Source organism: Marinactinospora endophytica, from assembly GCF_054780875.1.
The window spans coordinates 76,433-101,192 of sequence record NZ_BAAGVM010000006.1; the positions used below are offsets into that span (position 1 = coordinate 76,433).

Here is a 24,760-nt window from a genome sequence, read left to right on the forward strand (position 1 = left end):
GCCACCACGACGTGACGCAAAGACTACGGAAAGCAAAGGGGCGCCGGTCTTCCCGGCACCCCGCGGATCAGGCCCGTCAGGCCGCCATCCCGTTGTCGCGCCGCAGCGGAACCCGGGTGAGCGGAGCGGCGCCATGCGGCGACGTACCGGACCGTCTCGGCCGTATCCGCGCGTAGAGCTCCTCGAATCGGTCGAGCGAGCGGCGCTGGTCGTGCTGGAGCACGATCTCGCGGCTGGCCGCCCCCATCTCCGCCCGTCGGGACGGCGACTCCAGCACGTCCAGGAGGTGGCGCGCGAGCGTGGCGACGTCCCCCGGCGGGTACAGATGGCCGTTGCGGCCCGGACGCACCAGGTGCGGCAGCGCCATGGCATCGGCCGCGACGACCGGAAGCCCGGTGGACATCGCCTCCAGGGTCGCGATGCTCTGCAACTCCGCGATGCCCCCGATCGCGAACAGGTCGGCCGCGACATAGGCGAGCGGCAACTCCTCGTCGGGGACGAACCCGAGGAAGTGGACACGCCCGGCGACCCCGATCTCCTGGGCGAGGGCGCGCAGCTCCTTCTCGCGCTGTCCCGTTCCGACCAGCGCGAGCTGGACGTCGCGGTGGCGCAGGACCTCGCGCAACGCCCGGATCAGCTCGTCGATGCGTTTCTCCTCGTCGAGCCGCCCCACGAACACGATCGTGTCGCGCTCGGGCAGCCCCAGGCGCACACGCGCCGCCGCGCGCTCCTGCCCGCGGGGGCGGAAACGCTCCAGGTCGATGCCGCACGACAGCACCTCGACCGGCCGCGCGAACCCCTGTTCCCTGAGCAGGCGGGCGGCACGCTCGGTGGGCGTGGTGACGTGGTCGGCCTGGAGACCGACCCGCATCATGTCCCGCCACGCCAGCCGGGCGCTGACCGCCTGCAGGCGCGGGGGGATGTGGGCGTGGGCGAACAGGTTCTCCGGCATGAAGTGGTTGGTCAGCACGACCGGCACCCCGGCCGCGCGGGCGCGCCGGATGACGGCGCGGCTGATCGTGAAATGACTCTGGGAGTGCACCGCGTGGGGTGCCAGGCGGGTGATGAGACGGGACAGGTGCCCGTCCACCCCCAACGGCACCGCCACCCTCATGGGCGAGTGCGGCACGACCCGCGACGAGCGCAACCGGTGCAGGGTGACGCCTTCCGCGCGTTCGACGTGCGGCGGCCCGTCGGCGGAGGCGCACACCACGTGCACGTCGTGTCCGCGCTCCGCCAGTCCCACGGCCAGGCGGTGGGTGAAGTAGGCGGCGCCGTTGACGTCGGGCGGGTAGGTGTCGGTGCCGATGAGGATCCGCAGCGCCGGGCCCGCCGGCCGGCCGGGCGAGGTCTGGGGGGATGGGGGGAGCGCGGTCATGTCGTGTCTCCTGGGGTGGTGGTGACGGATGTGGTGGCACGGTCGCCGTTGCGCCCCGCATCGGGGGCGCGGTACTTCGCCCGGGCCAGCACCGCGATCCCGGCAACGGCCAGGAGCCCTGCGACCGTGGCGAGCAGGCGGTCGGGGGCGCCCACGGGCAGCTGCTCGCCCAGCAGCAGCACCCCGATTCCGGCGCCCACGAGCGGGTCGGCGACGAGCAGCGTCGCGTAGGCCGCGGCGAAGTGGCCGGTGCGGTAGGCGTTCTGCTGGAGCAGCCCACCGGCCAGCGCCGCGACCAGCGCGAAGAGCGTGAGCGGGCTGAGCACCGTCAGCGGTTCGGCGGCGGCGCCCGCGGCCACCACCCGGGCGAGCGCGGACGTCGTGCCGAGCGCGGCGCCGCCCGCCGCGGCGAGCAGCATGGCGCGCGGGCCGGCCGCCAGCCGGTGGGCGAGGCCATGGGCGAGGAACGCGACGGCCAGGGCCACGCCCACCAGCGCGGCACCGGTGCCGACGCCCATGACCGGACGCGCCACGGCGTGCGGGAAGAGGAACAGCAGTCCGGCCAGGCCGACCATGACCGCCACCCCCGCGAGAACCTGGCCGGCGGGGATCGGGCGACGGCCGAACAGCCCGGCCAGCACGATCGCGAACAACAGACCGGTGACGCCGACCGGCTGGACGACGGTCAGCGGCGCGCCGCTGAGCGCGACCAGGTGCAGCGCGACACCGCACCCCACGACAACGGTCCCCAGCAGCCAGCGCGGCCGCCGGAGAAGGTGCAGGAGGAACCCGGCCCGGGCGACCCCGCGGCCGGGGGCGCCCACCGCGTCACGTTCCTGGAGAGCCGAGCCCAGCGCCATGCACAGCGCGCCGGCGAGGGCGATCGCGACGGCGGCGGTCATCGTCGTGCCCCCGGACCGGTGGACCGGTTCCGGCGGTGCGGATGGTGGCACACGGCCGGCCTCCCCTCTCCGACAGGCGTCTGCGTCGTCGTCCTTCCCGACAGAAACGCTATGGAGGGGAGGGGACGGCGGCCATATGGCCACCATCCCGAGAACAGGTGGTGTCGGCCCTACCCCGGGAGAGGGGTGGGCCCCCGCGCGCGGGGGCCGCCGGAGGGTCCGCTCAGGTCAGGTAGGGGGTGATGAGCTGGTCGACGGGGGCGTGGTCGTCGGTGAGCACCGGGCCGCGGCGCACCCACTGGGCGACGAGATCGGGGGCGGCCAGCTCGCCCGGCCGGGGCGACGCGGTGACGGCCCGATCCAGCAGCTCCCGGTCGAGGGGGGTGTCGGAGGCGACGACGACGTGGTTGCCACCCACCTCGGAGGCGAAGCCGCCCCGCGCCCCGACCACTTCGACGTGGTCGAACACCTGGCGCAGGGTCGCCACCTCCGCGCCGAGGAAGGCGCGCGGCCCCCGGTCGATGACGTTGACGACGTAGACGCCCCCGTCGCGCAGCACCCGGTGGACCTGCGCCGCGAACTCCCGGGTGGTGAGGTGCCAGGGGACGCTGAGCCCGCCGAAGGCGTCCCCGACGACCACGTCGTAGCTCTCGGCCGGCGCGACCGCGACGCCCGTGCGCGCGTCCCCCGCGTGGACGCTCAGGTCCGGACCGGTGCGCAGGTCCAGTTCGGCGCGTGCCATCCGGGTGACGGCCGGGTCGAGTTCGAGCACCTCCCCGGTGGACCCCGGCCGGGTCTCGGCCAGCCAGCGCGGCATGGTGTAGGCGCCGCCGCCGATGTGCAGCGCGTCGATCGGTCCGGCCGGCGCGAGGGCGTCGATCGCGGCCCCGAACCACTGGGTGTAGGCGAACTCCAGGTGGGCGGCGTCGGCGAGATCGACATATCCGTGGCGCAGGTCGTCGAGGTAGAGCACGCGGCCCGTCGGCCGTTGCGGATCGGTTTCGACCCGCGCGCAGTAGTAGGCGGTCTCGACGTCGCAGGAGGAGGGCACGCTGACGAGGAGTCCGCCGCCCAGGGTGACCACGGCGAGCATCGCCGCGCCCCCGCGTCCGCCGCGCGGCACCCCGTGACGTAGCAGGAGCACACCTCCGAGAAGGACGAGGCCGCCGCCGGTGACCAGCAGCACCATGGACACCGGCAGGGCGCTGATGAGCACGTAGCCGGTGAGGAAGGTCCCGGCGAGCGAGCCGACCGTCCCCCAGGCGCTGAAACGCCCGACGATGCCGCCGGCCTGTTCGAGGTCGGCCAACTGGGTCTTGACGACGACCGGGGTGACCGCGGACAGCAACGCCACGGGCAACGCGATGCCCGAGGCGACGAGGAGCAGCGCGGTGATGGGGCCCGCGCCGGTGAGCAGTGGACCGGCTCCGATGACGATGGGGCGGGCCAGCATGGTCAGGCCGCCGCCGAAGACCAGGAGGGGGCCGAGGAGACGGCCGGGGGGACGGCGGTCGGCGGCGTCACCACCGAGCTTGGCGCCGAGCGCGATGGCTCCCAGCGCGACGCCGATGGCGGCGGTGTAGGTCTCTAAGGTGTCCCCCGCGTAGGGGGCGACCAGCCGCACCACGACGATCTCCAGGACGAGTACGGCGGCGGAGGACAAGACGACGAGCACCGTGGCGAGGATCCGGTTCACGCGCCCGAGCTTAGGGGGAGCGGGAGGGGGCCGCGCCGCGAGAGCCCGCGGCCTTCCGGTCGGACGGGGCTCAGCAGGGTGCGGCGGAGACCTCGGAGGCGGGGAAGGGACGGGTGTCGCTGCGGGCCACCGGGTCCAGGGGGATGCCCCGCTCCCACCAGGAGACGACGTTACGCGCCAGGCGCACGGCCCGGTCGCGGGCCTGCTCCGCCTGTGGACAGAGCTGGACGGCGGGGTGGTTGCGCAGCGGCGAGGGCGCTCCGAGACGGGACGGGAGCGCCAGGGCCGGGCTTCCCGCGACCCCGGCGAGCCGGCCCGTGTGCAGGGCGGTGAGCAGCGCGCCGCGGTCCACCACAGCGGGGTCGGACAGGTTCACCAGGATCGCGCCCGGACGGACGCGGCCGAGGGCGTCCGCGTCGACGAGTCCTTCGGTGCGCGCGGAGAGGGGGACGTGCACCGAGATGATGTCGCTGGCCTCCATCAGGTCGGGCAGGTCCATGCGCGCCACCCCCGATGGCCACGCCCCGGTCTGGGGGCCGGTCCCGACGACGCGGCCGAACAAGGGGCGGGCGAGTTCGGCGGCGCGGAACCCCGTCTCCCCCATCCCCACCAGTCCGAGGGTCAACCGCGCGGGCCGGCACGGGGTCCCCTCCTCACAGGCGAGGCGGCGCGCCTGGGAGATGGCGAGGGCGATGGCCTGGTGGGCGCTGGAGTGCGGGTCGGCGGCTCCGGGAAGACAGGCCACCCACAGCCCGCGCCGTTCGGCCGTCTCGACGTCCACGGCGGAGGCGTCGGAGCGCGCGGTGACGATGAGGCGCAGGTCCGGCAGCCGGTCCAGGAGACCGGCGTCCACCCGGGCCTCGCCCGTGATGAGCGCGACGGCGCCGCGGGCGCCGTCCACGATGTCGTCGGGGTCGCAGGTGCCGAGGAAACGCGCCTGGAAGCCGGCACGGGTCAGGAAGTCCATGACGGGGGACGGGTCGAGCCCTCCGGTATCCGTGATGGCCACGCGAGGATCGGCCACGTCTCACCTCCGTTCAGGCAAATTCCTGCCACCAATTCTGAAAAGTACCTTTTGGCACTTCATGAGAACAGAGGGCCTGAAGCCCAACATCTCACCCCATCCGACCGAACCCCCGGCGACCAGGGGGTTCGGTCCCCGGAAACCGGCATGGGAGATCCCCGTCACATCACCCAACGCGACCTCCCATACCGCGAACGCGCCCATTCCCGCTCCCCACCCGAACGGGTGGCCGGTCCCGGTCGCGGCTTCCACGGAATCGCGCCGCTCGGCACAATTGGGCGCACATCCCCCAGACGAGGTAGGTGAGCCGAGTGCGCGCAGTGGAGCTGGACGCCACGGACGCGGCGATCGTCCGCGAGTTGCAGACCGACGGGCGCCTGGCGTTCGAGACGCTCGCCGGACGTGTCGGGCTCTCACGCGCGGCGACACGGCTGCGGGTACAGCGCCTCCTCGGGTCCGGCGCCCTACAGGTCATCGGCATCGTGCATCCGGCGGTGCGCTCGATCCGCGCGGTGGCGCACCTGTTCATCGATGTCTTCTCCGACGCCGCCCCCGTCGCCGGCGCCGTGGCCGCCCTCCCCCACATCGCCCCGGTGAGCCTGACCGCCGGCCGGTTCCCGTTGGTCGCCGAAGTACGCGGCCGCGGCCTGCCCGACCTGACCGAGGCGGTCGAGCGGGTGCGCGCCCTCCCCGGTGTCCGCGACGTCGACACCGCCGTGTGCACCCACGTGCTCAAGGATCCCCACCTGCCGGCGCAGGACCCGCGGGCGGTCGACGTCGACCCGCTGGACGAACGGCTGATGAGGTTGCTGGAGAAGGACGGGCGCACCTCCTTCGCCGACCTGGCCGGCGCGGTCGGCCTGTCCGCCGGAGCGGTGCGCAGTCGGGTGCTCCGGCTGATCAGCGCCTCCGCGATACGGGTCACCGCCGTCGTCGATCCGGCGGCGCTCGGGTTCGGGCGGATCGGCGGGTTCGCGCTGCGCCTGGAGGAGGAATCGGGCGACGCCCTCAACGAGGTCACCTCCTGGGAGCGTATCCACCACCTGACCCGCTGCCTGGGACGGGTGGACGCGATCGGCACGGTCACCGCGGAGTCCACCTCCGACCTCTACTCGGTGTATGAACGGCTGCGCGCCCTGCCCGGCATACGTGTGGTCGAGACGTGGGTCCACGTCGAGACGGTGAAGGAGCGCTACGCTCCCGTGCCCCCCGAGGCCGGGCGGTTGGCGGTCGCCGGCCGCTGACCTGACCCTCGCCTCATCGAGGGATCGCGAGAGGGGAGGGCGCTCTCCCTGGGGAAGCCCGCCGCCTCCCTTCCGCTATGTCCTTTTCCTACCCCTCATGGCAACATGACCCCGACACTGGTCTAGACCGGATGAAGGAGCCCCCGTGCCAGAACACTCACTCGTGCCCCGGCCCGCCCAGATCGCCCCGGGCGAGGGGACCGGGCTGGTCCTCGACGCCGCGACCGGGATCTCGTGCGACGAGGACGCCCAGGGCACCGCGCTGTGGCTGCGCACGGAGCTGGGAGCGGCGACCGGGTTGGCCTTTCCCCCCGCCACGGGTGCCGGCCGCCACATCCGGCTCTCGGTGGACGACTCCGCCGGACTGTCCCCCGAGGGGTACCGGCTCACGATCGACTCCGAGGGCGCGAAGATCGTCGGACACGACCCGGCCGGCGTGTTCTACGGCGCCCAGACGCTGCGTCAGCTGCTGCCCCCGGCCGCCTACCGGCGCGCCCCGCTCCCCGGGGAGTGGCGGTTGCCCGCGGCCGAGATCACCGACCGACCGCGGTTCGGCTGGCGCGGCTGCATGATCGACGTCGCCCGCCACTTCCTGCCGAAGCACGACCTGCTGCGGCTCATCGACCTGCTGGCCCTGCACAAGCTCAACGTGTTGCACCTGCACCTCAGCGACGACCAGGGATGGCGCGTCGAGATCAAGCGCTACCCCCGGCTGACCGAGGTGGCGTCCTGGCGGCACGAGAGCCAGGTCGGCGCGGGCGACCCGCCGACCTTCGACGGCCGGCCGCACGGCGGTTTCTACACCCAGGACGACATCCGCGAGATCGTCGCCTACGCGGGCGCCCGCCACATCCGGGTCGTTCCGGAGATCGACATCCCCGGCCACTCCCAGGCCGCGATCGCCGCCTATCCCGAGCTCGGCGAGAGCGGCGACCTCCAGGTCGGACGCAGGTGGGGGGTCATCGAGGAGGTGCTCAACGTCTCCGACGCGACGCTGGAGTTCTACCGGAACGTCTTCGACGAGATCATGGAGCTGTTCCCCGACGAGTACGTGTGCGTCGGCGGCGACGAATGCCCCAAGGGACAGTGGCGCAACAGCCCCATCGCCCAGGAGCGCATCAAGTCCGAGGGACTCGCCGACGAGGACGAACTCCAGAGCTGGTTCATCCGGGCCTTCGACCGCTACTTCACCGAGCGCGGCCGGCGCCTGCTGGGCTGGGACGAGATCCTGGAGGGGGGCCTGGCCCCCGGGGCGACCGTGGCGTCCTGGCGCGGCCGTGAGGGGGGCATCGCCGCGGCGCGGGCCGGGCACGACGTGGTGATGTGCCCGACCCAGACGTCCTACCTGGACTACCGCCAGTCCGACTCCCCGGACGAGCCCATCCCCGTGGGCACCGTCTTGACCCTCGCCGACGTCTACGCCGCCGAGCCGGTCCCCACGGAGCTGACCGAGGAGGAGGCGCGGCACGTGCTCGGCGCGCAGGTCAACGTGTGGACCGAGCACATGGACTCACCGCGCCGGGTCGACTACATGGTCTTCCCCCGCCTGTCGGCGTTCGCCGAGACCGTGTGGTCCTCCGGTGAACGCGACTACGCCGAGTTCCTGCCCCGTCTCACCGACCACCTGCGACGTCTGGACGCGATCGGCGTCGAGTACCGCCCGCTGGAGGGTCCGCGTCCCTGGCAGCGCCGGCCCGGGGTGCCCGGACGCGGCTAGACGCGCGGCCGGGCCCGCCCGTGGGCGGGCCCGGCCGGCTCCAGGTCAGCCCCGGGAGCCGGTCTCCTCCTCGATGACCTTGAGCAGGACGTCGGGGTAGTCGGTGATGACGCCGTCCACCCCCTTGGCGATGGCGGCGCGCATGTCATCGGGCCGGTTGACGGTGTAGACGAAGACCTCCAGGCCCGCGTCGTGGACCGCGGCGACGTAGTCGGCGTCAACGGCGGTGTGGCTCGGGTTGATCTGGTCGGCCCAGTCGGCGTACTCGGCGATGCGCTCCTCGGGCACCACCCCGAGCAGCCCGTGCGGGACGCGCGGGAGCAGGTCGTGGGAGGCGCGCATCGACTCCCAGTCGAAGCTCTGGATCACCAGACGCGGCTGGGCGTCCCGCCCATGCCCCGAGGCGGCCAGCCACCAGCGGTTCTGCTTGAGCGTCTTGGCGATGTCGGCCTCGATCCCCTCGTACAGGGACGGTGACTTGACCTCCAGCAGCAGGTTGAGCCGGTGGGCGCGCAGCAGGTCCAGGGCCTCCTGGAAGGTGGGGACCCGCTCCCCCGCGTAGGCGGCGCCGAACCAGGACCCGGCGTCGAGCGTGCGGATCTCCGCCAGCGTGAAGTCGCGCACGGCGTAGGAGGAGCGGCCCGGGAAGACCTCCTCGACGTCGGTCGTGCGGGTCAGGGTGGTGTCGTGCATCAGCACGAGCTCACCGTCCGCGGTGCGCTGGACGTCGATCTCGACGGTGCTCGCCCCCCGCGCCCGGGCCTCCTCGATCGCGGCGAGGGTGTTCTCCGGCGCGTAGGCCGAGGCGCCGCGGTGGGCCACGCCCACCACCGCGGAACGGTCGCCGCCCCGCCATGGGCCGGCCGGCCCGTCAGTGGGGGCGGCCACCGCCGTTCCGGCGGTTCCCATGACGAGACAGGTGGCCGTGGCCACGACCACTCCGAGCCGACTGAACATGGCACTCCCTACTCCGCGTGGACGCACTGACCGTTCCAGGGTGATCTCAGCCGGTTACCGGGGAATGTCGAGCGGGCGATCCACCGGTGCCGCACCGGAAAACCCGCGCCCCGCCCCGCTCGCGTCCGATCCGACCGCGCGACACGAACTACGCCTTGTGAGTATTTGATCACATGCTGTGAGATTTTTGGGACAGGTGGCACGTAGCGACGCACAAGGTGCCACGTCCGAAATCCCGTAGTCACAGGAGAACCGAACATGCGCAAGCCACATACGAAGTGGACCACACTGGCGGGCGCCGCCACCGTGTCCCTGGCCGGGTTCCTCGCCTGCGCCGCACCCGCGGCGGCGGTGGCCACCGTGGCGGAGCAGCCGTCTCCCCCGTGGTCCGCGATCCGGCCGGGCTCCGCCATCGCCTACCGGATCGACGGATTCGACATCGGCTACCTTCCCTCCGCCCTCCAGGAGGACAACTACGCCATCAGCGCCCAGGCGCGTACCGAGCAGGAGGGAGGCCGTACCGCCTACGTCTCCTGGCTCCTCGGCGGCCAGACCCACGCCCGGGTGGCGATCATGCGCTCGGAGACCCTGCAGGACCTCGACGGGTTGCGCGAGGAGCACTTCGCCGACCTCGACCAGGACTCGCTGCGCAAGGTCACCGAGGGGGGACGCACCTCCTACCTGTCGGAGGGCACCGGCCACATGTTCTGGGTGGACGAGCCCGGGGTCGCCGTCTCGGTGTTCCTCGAACCGCAGATGTGGGACTCCGCGGAACTGGCCAGGGTCGGCTCCAGCATCCGCCAGAGCCGTTTCGCCGGCGTCCAGATCCCCAACAACCCGATCCTGTCGGGAGCGCTGCCCTCCTCCGAGGGCACCGCCCAGGACGAGCCTCTCGCCCGACCCGCGACCAACAAGCCCGAACAGGGCCCCGCCTCGAACCCGGGGATACCCGTCCCGCCCGCGGCGCCGCCGGCCGGCGCCCCGGTGCCGTCAGAGCAGGAGGCGCCCCCGTCCCGGCCCCGCCCGAACGCGGTGACCGACCAGCAGATCCGGCAGTGCCTGGCCGACAAGCTCTCGGCCCCCGCCTCCTCCGGCGAGGCGCAGGGCGAACCCGCCTGGGACGAGGCGCTGTGGCTCCAGGCCGAGGCCCCCGCTCGCGACGCCGCGATCACCAGCTGCTCCGACCAGCTGCGGGTGGAGCGGTGGCGCGTCGAGGAGGCCGTCGCCCCGCTGGAGCAGGAACCCGCCGAGGAGGACAACGCCGAGGAGGCGCCGCGGCCCGGTCCCGGCCTGACCATGCCGCCGTTCGACTCCTGGAACCTGCTGTTCTGGCTCTGATCCATCCGGACCCGGGACCCGCCGCTCGGCGGGTCCCCGTCTGCCCGTCGCCCGCCCCCTCACCCGCGCACGGAGTGGATCACCGCGGTGACCTCCCCCAACCGGATCGTGCCACCGGACATCCCCCGCGCGGCGGCGGTGATCACGACCCTGTCACCGTCGTCGAGGAGCACCGGGGCCGCCTCCGCACCGCCCGGCTCCACGAGCGTCCCCTCCTCGTCTCGTTCCTCCCCCGAGACCGCTCCCGAGACGTAGAGGTCGCCGGTGCGCAGCGGCGCGCCGCCGCTCGTCAGGTGCGCGAGCATCTGGTCGGCGGTCCAATACGTCGAGGCGTAGGGGGGACGCGAGACGACCCGCCCGTTGAGCCGTATCTCCAGCGTGACGTCCAAACCCCAGTCCGCGACCCGTCTCAAATAGGGGAGCGGTGGCGGGGACTGCTCCCGTCCGGCGCGGCGTGCCGCGCCCAGCGCGTCGAGCGGGACGACCCACGGTGAGATCGAGGTCGCAAACGCCGGGCCGAGGAGGGGACCGCCCTCCCACCCCTGGAGGTCGCGCGCGCTCCACTCCCCCGCCACGACGACGCCGAAGACGTGTTGGGCGAAGTCGGAGACCGGGACGCTGCGGCCGGGTGGGGTGGGCGCGCCGATCACGAACCCCAGCGCGGCACCGACGTCGACCTCGCGGGACGGACCGAACGTGGGGATGTCGGCCCCCGGCTCCAGGTACTGCCCCGAGGGCCGCGCGATGTCGCCGCCCGACAGCACGACCGTGCCCGCCCTGCCATGGTGCCCCACCGGGAAATGCCGAGGGCCGCCACCGGTCCGCGGCGTGTCCTGGAAGAAGGTGAGATCGGTGATCTCAAACGGTGGGTGCAGCGTGACGTCCGCCAGGGGGACGAGGTGGGGTTCGGCCCTCGCGCGGCCGGAGTCGCTGGTCAGCATGCCCCCGATCTTGGCCCTGGTGGCACGCCAGGCCGTGGAGCCACGGGCCATGAAGGGGGCGAGCGAGGACACGCAGAACTCCGGATCGCCCAACGTGCCGGCGAGGTCCAGCACGAACTCCCCGATCCGGACGCCCACCCGGGGCGCCCCTCCCCCACGGGAGAACACCCCGTAGGGGAGGTTGTCGGCCCCGAATCCGGTCGTGTCGGCTCCTGGTACCCAACTGTGTGCCACGGCCCTCCTCAGGTCTCGGTGACGCCACCCCGACCGTGTGCCGGGTCCCCTCCCTCACTGGTACCCGCGCCCGCCGACGGAACCCCCGCGCGGGCCCGGGACCACGGGCCGAAGGCGGCCGCCGGAGAGCGGCCCCGGCCCTCCGGTTCGCGGGACCCGCCCGCCCCCGTTCCGGAACCCCACGCATGGACGTTCCTCCTATCAGGCGGACAACGGCATACCGTGTACGAAATCTCCCCGTATCGGTACGCTGGCCGCGCGTCACCGCCAGGATCCGGTCCCCAGGAGGCTCCCGACCCCATGTATCCCTTCTCCACACGCCCCGAGCTTCGCGGCCGTTTCGGCATGGTCGCCTCCACCCATTGGCTGGCCAGCGCCACCGGCATGTCGGTGCTGGAACGCGGTGGCAACGCGTTCGACGCGGCGGTCGCGGCGGGGTTCACCCTCCAGGTCGTCGAACCCCACCTCAACGGACCCGCGGGAGAGGTGCCCATCATCTTCCACGCCTCCGGGGCCACCCCCACGGTGATTTGCGGGCAGGGGCCCGCGCCCGCCGCCGCCACCCCCGAGGCCTTCGCCGGGCTTGAGCGCGTCCCCGGCAGCGGAGTACTGCCGGCGTGCGTTCCCGGCGCGTTCGACGCCTGGATGCTGCTGCTGCGCGACCACGGGACCATGGAAGTGCGCGACGTGCTCGAACACGCCATCGGCTACGCCCGCAACGGCTATCCGCTCATGCCGCAGATCGTCGAGAAGATCGCCGCCCTGGAGCCGGTGTTCCGAGAGTGGTGGCCGGGGTCGGCCGCGCTGTACCTGCCCGGCGGGACCGTCCCCCGCGCGGACTCCTTCCTCGCCAACCCGGCCCTCGCCGACACCTACCAGCGCGTCGTGCACGAGGCCGAACGCGCTGCGCGCACCCGCGAAGGCCGCATCGACGCGGCCCGGCGCGTCTGGCGCGAGGGGTTCGTCGCCGAGGAGATCCTGGGCTTCCTGCGCTCCCCCGTCCCCGACGGCTCCGGCGAGCATCACCAGGCCCTCCTCGACGGAGCCGACCTGGCCGGTTGGAGCGCCTCCTACGAGGACACCGTCAGTCTGGAGTACGAGGGACTGACCGTGCACAAGACCGGGCCGTGGGGGCAGGGCCCCGTCTTCCTGCAACAGCTGCGGCTGGCCGAGGCCCTGGGCACCAAAGAGCTGGAGGTGACCTCGGCGGAGTTCGCGCACCGGGTCGTGGAAGCGGCCAAGCTCGCCTTCGCCGACCGGGAGGCGTGGTACGGCGATCCCCGGTTCGTCGACGTCCCCCTGCCGGAACTGCTCTCGCCCGCCTACGCCGAACAGCGCGCGTCCCTCGTCGGGGAGGCGGCCTCACTCGAGCTACGTCCCGGGGCGCCCGATGGGCGCACCCCCCACCTGCCGGAACTCCGCCTGGTGGGCAGCGGCGGCCCCGGACCGGACACCATCGGGGAGCCGACGGTCGACCGCGCCGGTGAGCAGCGCGGGGACACCTGTCACCTCGACGTCGTCGACGCGCACGGCAACATGGTCTCGGCGACGCCCAGCGGCGGCTGGCTGGCGAGCTCACCGGTCATCCCCGCTCTGGGATTCCCCCTGGGCACCCGCGGCCAGATGTTCTGGCTGGACCGGCGCTCCCCCAGCGTGGTCGGACCGGGCCGGCGACCGCGCACGACCCTGACCCCGACGCTGGTCACCCGGGGCGACGAGGCGGTGCTGGCCCTGGGCACCCCCGGAGGCGACCAGCAGGACCAGTGGTCGCTGACCTACTTCCTGCGCCTCGTCCACGGGGACATGAACCTCCAGGAGGCCATCGACGCCCCCATGTTCCACACCAACGCCTTCCCCGGCTCCTTCCATCCGCGCGAGGTGGCACCGGGCGAACTCGTCGTGGAGTCCCGGGCGGGGGAGGAGGTCATCGACGAACTGCGCCGGCGTGGCCACCGTGTGGTGGTGTCGGGCCCCTGGTCCCTGGGACGCCTGTCGGCGGTGAGCCGCGATCCGGAGAGCGGCGTGCTGCGCGCGGCCGCCAACCCGCGGGGAGCCCAGGGGTACGCGGTGGGGCGGTGACCGTTCCCGATCGGCTCGGGAAGACATGAAGAATGGATACGATCGTTTCAACCCGCCGAGCTGATTTTTCCGTTATTTTAGGAACGACCGGGCTAACAGCTCCCCTCTTGCCAAAATACGCGCGAGCGGCTTATCTTGACGCGGGAGAAAGCACCATTGTTTTACCTTGGAGTGCTGCCCGATAACTCGATGACCACGATGCAGGGCCCGTTTCACCGGCTACCCCCTCCCTCGGTGGAACCCCTGCTTCCCGCTCCTGCGTGATACGGCCCCTCCCCTCCCGGCCGGCTCACGACAGGAGACCGAAGGGGCCGTGCCGGCGCGGCACGGCCCCTTCGCTGCGCCCCGGACCTGCCACGATCCCGGCGGCCCCTCTCCCCGAGGACATCGGGTGAGCGTTCCGGGACGGTCCATGCCGTCCATGGGAGCGGCTGCCCGGACAGCCCCCGACGATCACCGCCTCCCCGGCGCGCGAGGGGCCGGGCCCGGCCCGCCCTTGGCGGATGAGCGGCGATGCGTTCCCCGGAGTTCTCCGGGGAGCGCCCAGGACCGAATCCGGGCCACAACCGGGACACGCGGTGATCGTGGGTGTGGGTGGGCGCTTCGGCGACCGCGTGGGTGGGCCGGCGGTGACGCCGCGTTTCTCGGCTCCGAGGCGACTTCCGCGGACCGCCGGCGCCGGCTCGTCCGTCGCCGCCATGTCCTCGCCGCCCCTGGCGCTCTTTCCAGCCCGTGGCCGGCCCCGTGCGGGGGCGGTGACCGATCGAATCGGATCCGACGAGGCCACAACCGTCCAGGCGGAGATGGTGAACCGCCGGTACGGAGCAGGTCGGCGGCCATCACGACGGCACCCGCGACGGCCCCGACCGCCCCGTGCGCCCATTCCGCGCGACCGGACGAGGACGGACCACCGCGGCCACCGAAGGCGGCGGGGACGTGAGCCGGGCCGACCGTGCGGGAGGATCCGTCCGTCTCCACGGTCCACCGGCCCTCGTCCCCACGGACCCGATGTCCGTCCGCTCCCCAGAACGGCGTTGCACCGTCCCGCCCGGGGAAACACCACCGTCCGGCCCGACCCGCGAGCGCGCGACGGCGTCGGGACGCTAGACGTGGACGCGGACCAGTCCGGCCATCTTCTCCATCCGGACCTCGGTCACCTTCACCACGTCGCCCGATCGGGGGGCCTCGATCATCATCCCGTCCCCGAGGTAGATGGCGACATGGGAGATGTAGTCGGGGGCGGTGGGATCGGTACGCCAGAAGATCAGGTCGCCACGGCGGGCGTCGGCGTAGTCGACGTGCTCCCCCGCCCACCACTGGTCGTGGGTCACCCGGGGCACCGCCACCCCCGCCTGGGCGAACGCCCATTGGACCAGGCCCGAACAGTCGAAGCTGTCCGGCCCCTCGTCGCCCCACACGTAGGGGGTGCCCAGCTTGGACTCGGCCGCCGCGATCATCCTCTCGACGACCGTACCGGGGACCGGGTCGCCCTCGGCGTCGAAGGGCCGGTCCTCGGGTTCCTCGGCGAGCACCTGGAGGCCCGCGTCCTCGCCCAGGACCTCCTCCAGCCGATCGCGCAGGTCCCACAGGTCGGCGTCGGGAGCGGAGATGACCAGGCCGTTGCCCTCGGGGAAACCGAGCTCGGCGGCGACCTCGCGCGACACCAGCGCGTCGATCCCCGCGACGCCCGAGGTCGCGTGGGTCCAGACCGGAAGCTCGACCATGCCCTTGCCGCCGGCGACCTCGACGTCGTGGCCGAGTTCCAGACGGCGCTGTTCGCCGACCTCCTTGGAGAGCGCGATGCCGCCGCCCGCGACCCCCTGCCAGATCTCGTCGGACCTCGCCGACGGTTCCGGGGCGAACCCCCGGAAGGAGGAGGCGTCCACACCGAGTACCGACGTCGTCTCGCCGTCCACGCGTACCCGTGCGGCGTCCACGACCTCGACCGCCTCGACGCCGTCGATCCGGCGCACCTCGGCGAGGGTCCTCGCCGGGACCGTGCCCGGCAGCACCGCGAAGTACTCCCGTGACCGGATCTCGCCCAGGGGTTCCACCTCGGCCCGGCGCACCCTCGCGCGGCCGGAATCGGCCACGGGGGGCGACGCCGGTTTGGCCGAATCGCGCTCGGCGGGTTCGCTTCCGCTGTTGTGCCGCCCGCTGTCGACCGCCGGACGGGGACCGGGCTCCGGTTCGGCCCAGGCGGGGGCGCTCACGCCCCCGAAAGCCACGCTGAACACCATCGCCGAGCCCGCACAAGCCGCAAGATGCCGGCGCATCCCTACCTCGCCTTCCCGCGCCCGGTGAGAATGTCGGCTACCAGAATGGGCCGAAACCCGTTCTGTTTCAAGCAAAGATCACGTGAACGAGCGGGGCCCCGCGCACAGTGTGACCGTCGTGTCAGGCGTCGGCGTAGCACTCGACGACGGAGACGTCCAGCGGAAAGCGGACGTCCGTCTCACCGAACAGCGTCCGACGGGTCTCGGCCTCGGCGTCGCCCAACATCTCCACCACTTTCCCGGCGAGGGGACGGGGGGTGTGCAGGACCAGCTCGTCGTGCTGGAAGAACACCAGCCGAACGGTGTCGCGGGTCGACTCCTCCGCCCCGATCCGGCGCCGCACGGCGGCCATGAGGACCAGCGCCCATTCCGCCGCCGTGGCCTGGATGACGAAGTTGCGGGTGAAGCGCCCGCGCTCGCGCGCCGCCCGCCGCGCCGCCTCGCTGTCGGGTTCCTCCGCCATGATCCGCCGCCACTTCGCGGAGGGCGGCGGACAGGTCCGTCCCAGCAGGGAGCGCACCAGCCGTCCCTCCTCCCCGGCCCGCGCCGCGGCGTCCACGTGCCGCATCGCCTGAGGGAACGCGCGCCGCATGACACGCAGCAGCGGAGCGGCATCCCCGCCGGTCTGGCCGTACATCGCGGCGAGCACCGCGATCTTCGCGCGGTCACGGTCACCACCGAACGCGCCGGCCAGCCTGGCGTACAGGTCACCCCCCGCGGCCGCCGCGGCGAGCCCGTGGTCGCCGGAGAGCGCGGCGAGGACGCGCGGTTCGAGCTGCCCGGCGTCCGCCGCCACCAGGGTCCATCCCGGATCCGCGGTCACGGCCCTGCGGATGGCCCGGGGAATCTGCAACGCGCCACCGCCCCGGGTGGCCCACCGGCCCGAGACGACCCCACCGACGACGTAGTCCGGCCGGAACCTGCCGTCGCGCACCCAGGTGTCCAGCCACGTCCACCCGTTCGCCGAGAACAGCCGGGACAGCTCCTTGTAGCGCAACAGCAGCGGGACGGCGGGGTGGTCGACGCCCTTCAGGACCCAGGAACGGGTCGAGGGGAGGGAGTGGCCGGCCGCCGCGAAGGCCCTGAGGAGCTGCGCGGGCGAGTCGGGGTTGACCGTGCGCCCGAAGGCCGCGCTGATCTGCTCGGCGAGGTCGGCGAGGACCTCCGGTCGCGCACCCGCGTGCGGCCGGGGACCGAGCTGTTCGGTGAGCAACCGGTCGTGGACGTCGGCTCGCCACGGCACGCCGTCGAACGCCATCTCCGCCGCGGCCAGCGCCCCCGCCGACTCCACCGCGGCCAGCAGCGCGAAACGGTCGGGCCGGGCAAGCGCGGCGATACGACGCTGCTGGTCGGCGTGGACCTCGACGAGCGCGGCGAGGTGGTCGGTGCCGGCCGGCAGAGCCGAGCGGTCGGGCTCGAAAAGGGCCTCTTGGGGGCTCGAACCGACCTGGGAGACGGGATCGTCGGGCACGCTCCTGCCGTGCAGCCGCGCCCACGCCGCCCCAAGGGAACGCGCCTCGCCGGAACGGCCCTGGTGGGCGAGGAGCAGCGCCTCGACAAGGGCGACGTCGTGGCAGCGTCCAAGGCGCGGTGTCCCTCTGCGTAGCAACGAGGGGTAGATCTCGCTGGTGGCGGCCCACACCCACCGTGGCGGGCCGGCGGGCGAGCGTTCGAGGACGGCCATCTCGGCCGGCAGGTCGGCGGCGTGCCACGGCGCCCCCTGGGGCGTGCCGTCGGCGCGCAGCCGACACAGCATCGCCCCGCCGTCCGGATCCGGGGCCACGGCGGTACGCATGCCCTAATTCTGGCCCCGACCTGCGACATTCCGCGCCGCGGGACACGGCGGCGGCCGTGACCCGGCTCAGCCCTGCCCCGCGCCCGCGCGGACCTCGTTGGCGAGGGGCTCACCGGCCGCCCACCGGCGTATCTGCTCCTCCACGAACCTGCGGGCGCGCGGGTAGAACGTCGCCGAGCCCCCGGCGACGTGCGGGGTGATGTGGACTCCCGGCGCGTCCCACAACGGGTGGTCGGCGGGCAGCGGCTCCGGATCGGTCACGTCCAGGAAGGCGCGCACCCGCCCCTTCTCCGCGAGCAGCGCCTCGGTGTCGAGCACCGGACCGCGTCCCACGTTGACCACCAGCGCGTCGTCGCGCAGCAACGCGAACTCGCGCGCGCCGAACATCTTCTCGGTGTCGGGCGTGTGGGGCACGACGATCACCACCACATCGGCGTCGGGCAGCAGCCGGTGCAGGTCGGAGATCCCGTGGACCCCCGTCTCGGGCCGCGGCCGGCGGGCCAGGCGCACCACCTCGGCCTCGAACGGGACCAACCGCTGTTCGATCGCGGCGCCGATGCTGCCGTAGCCGACGATCAGCACCCGTGACCCGGCCAGGGAACGGGTGTAGTGCGGTGCCCACGTGTGCCGGCGTTGGTCGGCGGTCCAGCGGGGCAGGTCGCGTTGGGCGGCCAGGACGAGGGCCAGCGCGTGCTCGGCGGTGCTCGCGTCGTGGAGGCCGCGCCCGTTGTACAGCGCCGCCCCCTCCGGAAGCACCTCGAGCGCGTGCTCGTACCCCGCGGTGAGGAGCTGGAGGCCACGCAGCCGGGGCATGCGCGCCACCGGTCGAAGCGCTCCCGCCCGCCCATAGGGGGCGACGTAGAAGACCACGTCGGAGAGGTCCCCGGGCGGCTCGCCCGTGCCGTCGTAGACCTCCACCCGCAGATCCCCGAGACCGTCGCTCCGGTCGAGGTCCCAGGGGACCAGCACCCGGTCGCCCATCGCCCGCTCCTCCGCTCCGTACGCCACGGCCGGGCCCGCGCGAGGGCCCGCGGTCGTGGGTCTGATCATCATCGAAGGTACCAGCGGCGCCCCGATCGTCCCGGAGCGGCCAGACGCCCGACCTGTGGGGACATGCACGCCCGCCGTGGGGAGTAATCCGCCCAACAGCGGGCAATAGCGCTGTCGGAGCCCGTGACACGGCTCCGCACGTCTCGATGATCCGCACGGTGACCGTCCCCGTGCCGACCACGAACCCCCGGAGGGATCCCGTGCTCATCATCAGCAACTCCAAGGCCGGGACGAACGAGGACGCCCTGTTACGCACGGCGGTCGGCGAGCTGGCCATCTCGGGCGGCGGCGCGGTCGAGGTCGGCTACTCCTGCTCCCCCGAGGAACTCGACGAGCTCCTGGACCGCGGCCACGAGACCGTGGTCGTGGCGGGAGGGGACGGCAGTCTGCACGCGCTGGCCAACGCGCTGCACCGACGTTCGGAACTGGGAGAACGCACAGTCGGCCTGATCCCGTTGGGCACCGGCAACGACTTCGCCCGTGGCCTGGGCATCCCCCTGCAGGCCGCCGACGCCGCCCACGCCCTGGCCGAGGGGACCGCGCGACCGCTCGACCTCTTCGTCGACGACGAGGGCCAGATCACGGTCAACGCCGTCCACCTCGGTGTCGGCGCCGATTCCACCCGTGAGGCGGCCCGCTGGAAGAAGGTCCTGGGACCGGTGAGCTTCCCCGTCGGCGGGCTGATCGCGGGCTGGGCCGCGCAGGGGTATCGGCTGCACGTCGAGGCCGACGGCGAGACCGTGATCGACACCCGCCACAAGGTCCTCATGGTCGGGCTGGCCAACGGCCGCTTCATCGGGGGCGGCGCCGGGACCCTCGACCCCGACGCCCGGGTCGACAACGGCCTGATCAACCTCGTCGTCTCGCGCTCCCGCGGTTTCTGGCGGCGCGCCGCCCACGCGATCCGGCTCCACCGGGGCACCCACCCGATGGAGATGGACGTCTACCGCCGCCAGGCGCAGGTCATCTCGGTCCGAGGCGAGCCGGTCACCGCCAGCAACGACGGCGAACTCGAGGAGAACATCACCTCGCGCACCTGGCGGGTGCTGCCCGGGGCCTGGAACTTCATCCTCCCCGGCGGGGCATGACCCCTCAACCGGCCGCGCGGTCCTCGACCCGCCCCCGGACCAGCTCATAGCAGGCGATGGCGGCGGCCGCGGTGACGTTGAGGGAGTCGACGTCACGGTCGACCATGGGAACGCGCACACACACGTCGGCCTGTTCCATCCAGCGTGACGACAGGCCGTCGCCCTCGGTCCCCATGAGGAGCGCGTTCCGGTCCCGCGCTCCGGTGCCGGCCAGCGCCTCGGCGATGGGGACCGACCCCGGGGCCGGTGTCATCGCGAGCAGCCGGAACCCCAGCCGGCTCAGTTCCCCCAACCCCGCGTACCAGTCGTCCAGACGCGCGTAGGGCAGGGTGAACACCGCTCCCATCGACACCTTGATCGACCTGCGGTAGAGGGGGTCCGCGCAACGGGGGGCGAGGACGACCGCGTCCACCCCGAGCCCGGCGGCGCTGCGGAAGATCGCCCCGACGTTGGTGTGGTCGACGATGTCCTCCAGCACCACCACGCTACGGGCGTCGGCGATGACCTGTTCGACGGTCGGCAGGGGCCTGCGATGGAACGAGGCGAGCGCGCCACGGTGCAGGTCGAAGCCCACCAGGCGGTGCGCGACGTCCTCGCTGACCACGTACACCGGAGCGGCGAGGCCTTCCATGACGTCGGCGAGCGCCTCACGCCGGCGCTCGGTGAGCAGGAAGGAGCGTGGGCGGTAGCCCGCCTGGAGCGCCCTGCGGATCACCTTCTCGCCCTCGGCCATGAACAGGCCGTGCTCGGCCTCCAGGCTCTTGCGCAGGTTGACGTCGCGGAGCCGCACGTAATCGGCCAACCGCTCGTCGGTGGCGTCGCTGACCTCGATGACCTTCACGGGGTCCAAGCATCGCACGCCCCCGCCTCAGGGGTGTCCGGGGTCCTACTCCAGCGGGTCGGTCAGCGGCCTGAGCCGCTGCCAGCGCGCCTCCTGGCAGGAGCCCACGCGGGTGACCTCGGTCTCGATCTCCTGTTCCTCCCAGGTGCCGGTGATCGTGGCGCGCTGGGGGCCATAGGTCAGATCGGTGCAGACCGCGTTGGGCGCCACCTCGTCGAAGGGGGTGTCGGTCTCGTCCCGCTCGGCCCGCTCGGCCAGGGCGGCACAGGCCGCCGGGTCCACGTCGGGCACCCCCGTGCAGGTCAGGTTCTGCTCGTAGACCTGTTCCCCGTCGTCGACGCGGACCTCGATGTTGCCGACGGGCCCCAGGGAGAGATCGCCCAAGCCGCTCATCGCGGTCATCTCCTGCCCGGACAGAGGCGAGGCGGGCGGAGACACCAGCGAGGCGCCGATCATCGCCGTGTAGACCAGGGCCCCGCCCAGGCACAGGCCGCCCAGGAGCGTGGTACCGATCGTGCCGTGGGAGGTCCGGCGAGGGTTCAACTTGGACATGGCCGCCACTCTAAGAATTCGGATGGTCACGCAGGCCGACGGGAACTCTCCCGTACCGGCCGTTTCATCCCGCGCTCCCCCACCGCGGCCGGGCCGCGCGGCCCGTCCTCCCCCGGTGGCGCCGCGCCCCTACCCGGCACGCGAGTCCGGCAGAACGCCGGCGCGAGCCGTTTGGCATCCTAGCCGCGAATCGCAGCGCAAAATGCCCCGGCCCGCTCATTCGGCCACGAACCGCTTCCTTCCCTCCCCTCTCACCCGCCTTCCCTCGCGGCGACACCACAGGTGATCGCCCAGCTCCGGGGAGTCATCGACTGTTTCCCGGAGGACAAGGCTCAGCGGATCACGATTCGGCTACGGAAAAGGGGGTCCGCCGACTATTCATCAACCGTCCACCGCCACAAAAGCCTACAGAAACCGGCTTTTCGTCTATCGAGGAAGCCACTTCCCCTCCTCCGCCGACTCTCCTGGAGGAGAAGTCCCCCTTTTGTCCCGATAGCGACTTCAGTACCGTTCGCTACCTGGAAACGTCGGGATCAGACCAGTGAGGACACCACTTTGGGACGGCACCGCGGAAACAGCCCGGACGAGGACGATCACCGACCGCGCCGTCGCTCCGGCCGCAGCCGCAGACGACGCGGCCGAGGCGGCGCCATCACGGCGTTCGCGGCCGCCTTCGCCGTCCTCCTCGGTCTGGGCGTCACCGGATGGGTCCTCATCGACCGACAGGGCGGCTGTGGCAGAGAGGACATCTCCCTGAAGGTCCTCGCCGCCTCCGAGCTCTCCCCCGTCCTCACCCGGATCGCCTCGTCCTTCAACGCCGGGGAACACTCGCTGGACGGCCGTTGCGTCCAGGTCGAGGTCCGCGGGGCCGACTCCGCGAACGTCGCCTACGGCATCAGCGGCGCCGGCCCCACCATGGGGGACACCTCCTCCCACGTGTGGATCCCCGACTCGTCGCTGTGGCCCTCCCTCGTCGAGCGCTCGACCGAGAACGCCGTCTTGACCGACACCGGGACCGCCGTCGCCCACTCCCCGCTCGTCCTGGCGCTCCCCCGCGAAGCCGCGGAGGACGGCGAGGCGACCTCCTGGGCCACCCTCGTCCCGACCGACACGGCCACCCCCGGGAACGGCGGCTACGACGTCCGGTTGATCGACCCCGTGCGCAGCTCCTCGGGCCTGGCCACCCTCGCGCTCATCAAGGGCGCGATCGGCGACGGCCAAGAGCAGCAGGCCCGGCTCATCGCCGCCTTCCAAGGACTGCAACAGGGGGTCGCGACCGATGAAGAGGCCGCCTTCAGCGCGCTGAGCGGGGACTCCGGGGACGCCAGCCCTGTTCTGGTCCTGTCCGAACAGGCCGCGTGGCGCTACAACAACGAACACGAGAACGCCCCCGCGCACGTCAACTATCCCGAAGGGGGTACCTACACGCTGGACTATCCCTACCTGCTCCGCACCGACGACCCCCTGCTGTCCCGGGCCGCCGAGGCGTTCCGCGCGGAGCTGACCGGCGATGACGCCCAGTCCCTCATCCGCGGCGAAGGCTTCCGATCCGCCGACGGCACCGCCGACACCGAGGTCCTGCGCTCCGAGGCCGGCTTCCAAAAGGAGATCCCCGCGGAACTCCCCTCCCCTTCCGGGGGCGCGGTGGAACAGCTCACCAGGGCGTGGAACCAGCTCAAACTCAACACCCGAATGCTCACCGTCCTGGACATCTCCGGCTCGATGGCCGAGGCCGTCCCCGGCACCGGCCTGACCCGGATGAACGTCACCACCCAGGCGGCCACGGAGGGGTTGTCGCTGTTCCCCGAGGACGCCGAGATCGGCCTGTGGGAGTTCTCCGTCCGCATCAACGGCGACCTCGACTACCGGGAGACCGTCCCGATCCGGCCACTCGACAACGAGGTCGAAGGGGGCACCCAGCACCAGGCTCTCACCACCGCCCTCGCCGGGATCGAGCCGAAACCCGACGGCGACACCGGTCTCTACGACACCATCCTCGCCGCCTACCGCGAGATGTCCCGTACCTACAAGGCCGATCGGGTCAACACGATCCTGGTGCTCACCGACGGCAACAACGACGACGAGGGCAGCATCAGCCTGGACGAACTCCTGACGACCCTGGAGGAGGAGTTCGTCCCGGACCGTCCGGTCGCGGTCATCTCCATCGCTTTCGGCCCCGACATCGACCCTGAGCCGCTGGAGCGCATCGCCCAGGTCACCGAGGGGGCGGCCTACAGTACCGACGACCCGACCGAAATCGGCGACATCTTCCTCCAGTCCTTCGCGCTACGCATCGCCGACACCGGGGAAGAGGGGTAAACCGTCGCGAGGTGGCCGGTCCTGGCCGGGACACCTCACCCCGCGATATCCACTGCCCGCGCCGGATGGGACAGACAGAACGTCCCCACCCAGCAGGCGACACCTATGGACTTAACGGGCGTCTTCGCATACGCAGGGAGTGCGGAACACGTGCGAACTCGTTGAGAGGTGACCGTCGTGGGCAACGCGTGGATGCCAGGCGCCGGACGGGTCCGCGGCACGTCCCCCGGAGGCAGACTCCGGGGCGGCGCACCGCGCGCCGTGTGGCAGACCACCGAATCCGACCCGAACGCCCTTTCCGCCCGTGCCGTGGCCCAACGCCTGGAGGCCGACGGGCGGACCGCCCACCTCGTGTGGAATCCCCTGACCGGAGAGACCGTACAGCTCCTACCCGCCACGGCCTGCGCCGAAGGACAGCTCACCACCGGCGGCCCCGACAGGGCCCGCGAGGGACGGGTCTGCGTGCTCATCCAGGTGATCGGGCACTCACTACGGCCGTTCACCGACGGCCCTCTCGCCGGCCTCGACCCCATCCTCGACTGGCTCGACTCCTGGAGCGTCCCGCGTCGCTGGCCCGCCGGGCCTCCCCCCGCGGCCTCCCCCTACTCCCGAGGATGCAGCGACCATCTCTGGGCGCAGGGCGGCCACTTCGGCCATTCCCAGGTCCCCGGTGTGTCCTCCGCCTCCCCCGGCGGCATCGATCCGCAACGGCTTCTGGGGCGTTCCGTGCCACGGCCGCGCGACGGCTCCGCGGCATCGGTGAGCGTCGCCCCGTTCCCCCAGGTCGGACATAACGGAAACGGAATCCGGGAACATGTGACGGCCTCCCCGATCTGACGTCCCTCGCCTTCCCCCACGTAACGGAACCCTGGTCGTTCCCGGTCCACGGACCCTCTAGTCTGTCGCCCATGGGTGGATCGATCGAACCGGGCTGGTACGCGGATCCCCACGGGGCCGAGAATCAGCTGCGCTGGTGGAACGGCGAGGAGTGGACACAGCACGTCCGCTCGCTCTCGGAACTTTCGGAACGGGCGGACGGCGCCGAGAGCACCGCCGACCTCACCGACCTCTCCCAGGAGGACCGGAGGGGTCGGCCCGACGACGCGGACCAACCCACCGCCGACCTCACCGACCACACCCACCCCACCGGGGCCGACGCCACCATGCGCATCGACCCGGTCCCTCCCACACCCCGCACCAACGACGACGCGGACCAACCCACCGCCGACCTCACCGACCACACCCACCCCACCGGGGCCGACGCCACCATGCGCATCGACCCGGTCCCTCCCACACCCCGCACCAACGACGACGCGGACCAACCCACCG

Annotated in this window: 19 protein-coding genes; 8 read left to right on the forward strand and 11 right to left on the reverse strand. The window is 72.4% G+C overall.

What is annotated here, in order from left to right; all coding sequences use genetic code 11:
- Window positions 1-76 precede the first annotated feature (76 nt).
- The 4 genes from ACYVHU_RS13270 to ACYVHU_RS13285 all read right to left on the reverse strand — a co-directional run bounded on the left by ACYVHU_RS13270 (window position 77) and on the right by ACYVHU_RS13285 (window position 5,000).
- The gene (locus ACYVHU_RS13270) at window positions 77-1,378 is read right to left on the reverse strand and encodes a glycosyltransferase (protein WP_078762145.1); all 1,302 of its coding nucleotides are present in this window, start codon (window positions 1,376-1,378) and stop codon (window positions 77-79) included.
- Window positions 1,375-2,280: a DMT family transporter gene (locus ACYVHU_RS13275; RefSeq protein ID WP_078762146.1), complete on the reverse strand. Its 906-nt coding sequence runs from the start codon at window positions 2,278-2,280 to the stop codon at window positions 1,375-1,377. The genes ACYVHU_RS13270 and ACYVHU_RS13275 overlap by 4 nt, the downstream gene beginning before the upstream one ends.
- Before the next feature lie 223 nt (window positions 2,281-2,503).
- Window positions 2,504-3,976 carry a fused MFS transporter/spermidine synthase family protein gene (locus ACYVHU_RS13280; RefSeq protein WP_498948641.1) on the reverse strand — a complete coding sequence of 491 codons (1,473 nt, stop codon included), beginning with the start codon at window positions 3,974-3,976 and terminating at the stop codon, window positions 2,504-2,506.
- Between the two features lie 70 nt (window positions 3,977-4,046).
- Complete coding sequence (locus ACYVHU_RS13285) at window positions 4,047-5,000, reverse strand: Rossmann-fold NAD(P)-binding domain-containing protein (RefSeq protein ID WP_498948643.1); 954 nt, start codon at window positions 4,998-5,000, stop codon at window positions 4,047-4,049.
- A gap of 311 nt (window positions 5,001-5,311) precedes the next feature.
- Between ACYVHU_RS13285 and ACYVHU_RS13290 the strand changes: the two genes are divergently transcribed.
- Entirely contained in the window at window positions 5,312-6,244 is a 933-nt protein-coding gene (locus ACYVHU_RS13290) for an Lrp/AsnC family transcriptional regulator (protein ID WP_498948645.1), read from the forward strand.
- Window positions 6,245-6,389: 145 nt separating this feature from the next.
- The gene (locus ACYVHU_RS13295) at window positions 6,390-7,961 is read left to right on the forward strand and encodes a beta-N-acetylhexosaminidase (protein WP_498948646.1); all 1,572 of its coding nucleotides are present in this window, start codon (window positions 6,390-6,392) and stop codon (window positions 7,959-7,961) included.
- 45 nt (window positions 7,962-8,006) lie between these two features.
- Here ACYVHU_RS13295 and ACYVHU_RS13300 read toward each other — a convergent pair whose 3' ends face one another.
- Window positions 8,007-8,918: a glycerophosphodiester phosphodiesterase gene (locus ACYVHU_RS13300; RefSeq protein ID WP_498948648.1), complete on the reverse strand. Its 912-nt coding sequence runs from the start codon at window positions 8,916-8,918 to the stop codon at window positions 8,007-8,009.
- Between the two features lie 258 nt (window positions 8,919-9,176).
- Here ACYVHU_RS13300 and ACYVHU_RS13305 point away from each other — a divergent pair, with 258 nt between their 5' ends.
- Window positions 9,177-10,256: a hypothetical protein gene (locus ACYVHU_RS13305; RefSeq protein ID WP_078762152.1), complete on the forward strand. Its 1,080-nt coding sequence runs from the start codon at window positions 9,177-9,179 to the stop codon at window positions 10,254-10,256.
- Window positions 10,257-10,315: 59 nt separating this feature from the next.
- On the opposite strand, the gene ACYVHU_RS13310 is transcribed toward ACYVHU_RS13305, so the two are convergent.
- Window positions 10,316-11,431 carry a fumarylacetoacetate hydrolase family protein gene (locus ACYVHU_RS13310; RefSeq protein WP_078762153.1) on the reverse strand — a complete coding sequence of 372 codons (1,116 nt, stop codon included), beginning with the start codon at window positions 11,429-11,431 and terminating at the stop codon, window positions 10,316-10,318.
- 300 nt (window positions 11,432-11,731) lie between these two features.
- Here ACYVHU_RS13310 and ACYVHU_RS13315 point away from each other — a divergent pair, with 300 nt between their 5' ends.
- Window positions 11,732-13,510 (forward strand): gamma-glutamyltransferase family protein, encoded by a 1,779-nt coding sequence (locus tag ACYVHU_RS13315; RefSeq protein WP_078762154.1) that lies wholly within the window; start codon window positions 11,732-11,734, stop codon window positions 13,508-13,510.
- Between the two features lie 1,103 nt (window positions 13,511-14,613).
- Here ACYVHU_RS13315 and ACYVHU_RS13320 read toward each other — a convergent pair.
- From ACYVHU_RS13320 to ACYVHU_RS13330, 3 genes are all read right to left on the reverse strand, one after another.
- Window positions 14,614-15,786, reverse strand: coding sequence for a C40 family peptidase (locus ACYVHU_RS13320; protein WP_078762155.1), 1,173 nt, complete (start codon window positions 15,784-15,786; stop codon window positions 14,614-14,616).
- Window positions 15,787-15,907: 121 nt separating this feature from the next.
- Window positions 15,908-17,581: a bifunctional 3'-5' exonuclease/DNA polymerase gene (locus tag ACYVHU_RS13325; RefSeq protein ID WP_498948650.1), complete on the reverse strand. Its 1,674-nt coding sequence runs from the start codon at window positions 17,579-17,581 to the stop codon at window positions 15,908-15,910.
- Between the two features lie 66 nt (window positions 17,582-17,647).
- The gene (locus ACYVHU_RS13330) at window positions 17,648-18,562 is read right to left on the reverse strand and encodes a 2-hydroxyacid dehydrogenase (protein WP_078762157.1); all 915 of its coding nucleotides are present in this window, start codon (window positions 18,560-18,562) and stop codon (window positions 17,648-17,650) included.
- Window positions 18,563-18,789: 227 nt separating this feature from the next.
- Between ACYVHU_RS13330 and ACYVHU_RS13335 the strand changes: the two genes are divergently transcribed.
- A complete protein-coding gene (locus ACYVHU_RS13335; protein ID WP_498948652.1) occupies window positions 18,790-19,719 on the forward strand; it encodes a diacylglycerol/lipid kinase family protein in 930 nt (309 codons plus the stop codon).
- Between the two features lie 4 nt (window positions 19,720-19,723).
- On the opposite strand, the gene ACYVHU_RS13340 is transcribed toward ACYVHU_RS13335, so the two are convergent.
- Together ACYVHU_RS13340 and ACYVHU_RS13345 are read right to left on the reverse strand one after the other, a co-directional pair.
- The gene (locus tag ACYVHU_RS13340; protein ID WP_078762346.1) at window positions 19,724-20,560 is read right to left on the reverse strand and encodes a TrmH family RNA methyltransferase; all 837 of its coding nucleotides are present in this window, start codon (window positions 20,558-20,560) and stop codon (window positions 19,724-19,726) included.
- A 45-nt stretch (window positions 20,561-20,605) separates the two neighbouring features.
- Complete coding sequence (locus ACYVHU_RS13345) at window positions 20,606-21,112, reverse strand: hypothetical protein (RefSeq protein WP_144390124.1); 507 nt, start codon at window positions 21,110-21,112, stop codon at window positions 20,606-20,608.
- A gap of 555 nt (window positions 21,113-21,667) precedes the next feature.
- On the opposite strand from ACYVHU_RS13345, the gene ACYVHU_RS13350 reads away from it, so the two are divergent.
- The 3 genes from ACYVHU_RS13350 to ACYVHU_RS13360 all read left to right on the forward strand — a co-directional run.
- Window positions 21,668-23,431, forward strand: coding sequence for a substrate-binding and VWA domain-containing protein (locus ACYVHU_RS13350; protein ID WP_498948654.1), 1,764 nt, complete (start codon window positions 21,668-21,670; stop codon window positions 23,429-23,431).
- A 309-nt stretch (window positions 23,432-23,740) separates the two neighbouring features.
- Complete coding sequence (locus ACYVHU_RS13355; protein ID WP_235000985.1) at window positions 23,741-24,268, forward strand: hypothetical protein; 528 nt, start codon at window positions 23,741-23,743, stop codon at window positions 24,266-24,268.
- 71 nt (window positions 24,269-24,339) lie between these two features.
- The coding region (locus ACYVHU_RS13360; RefSeq protein WP_498948656.1) for a DUF2510 domain-containing protein at window positions 24,340-24,760 on the forward strand (421 nt) is incomplete at its 3' end.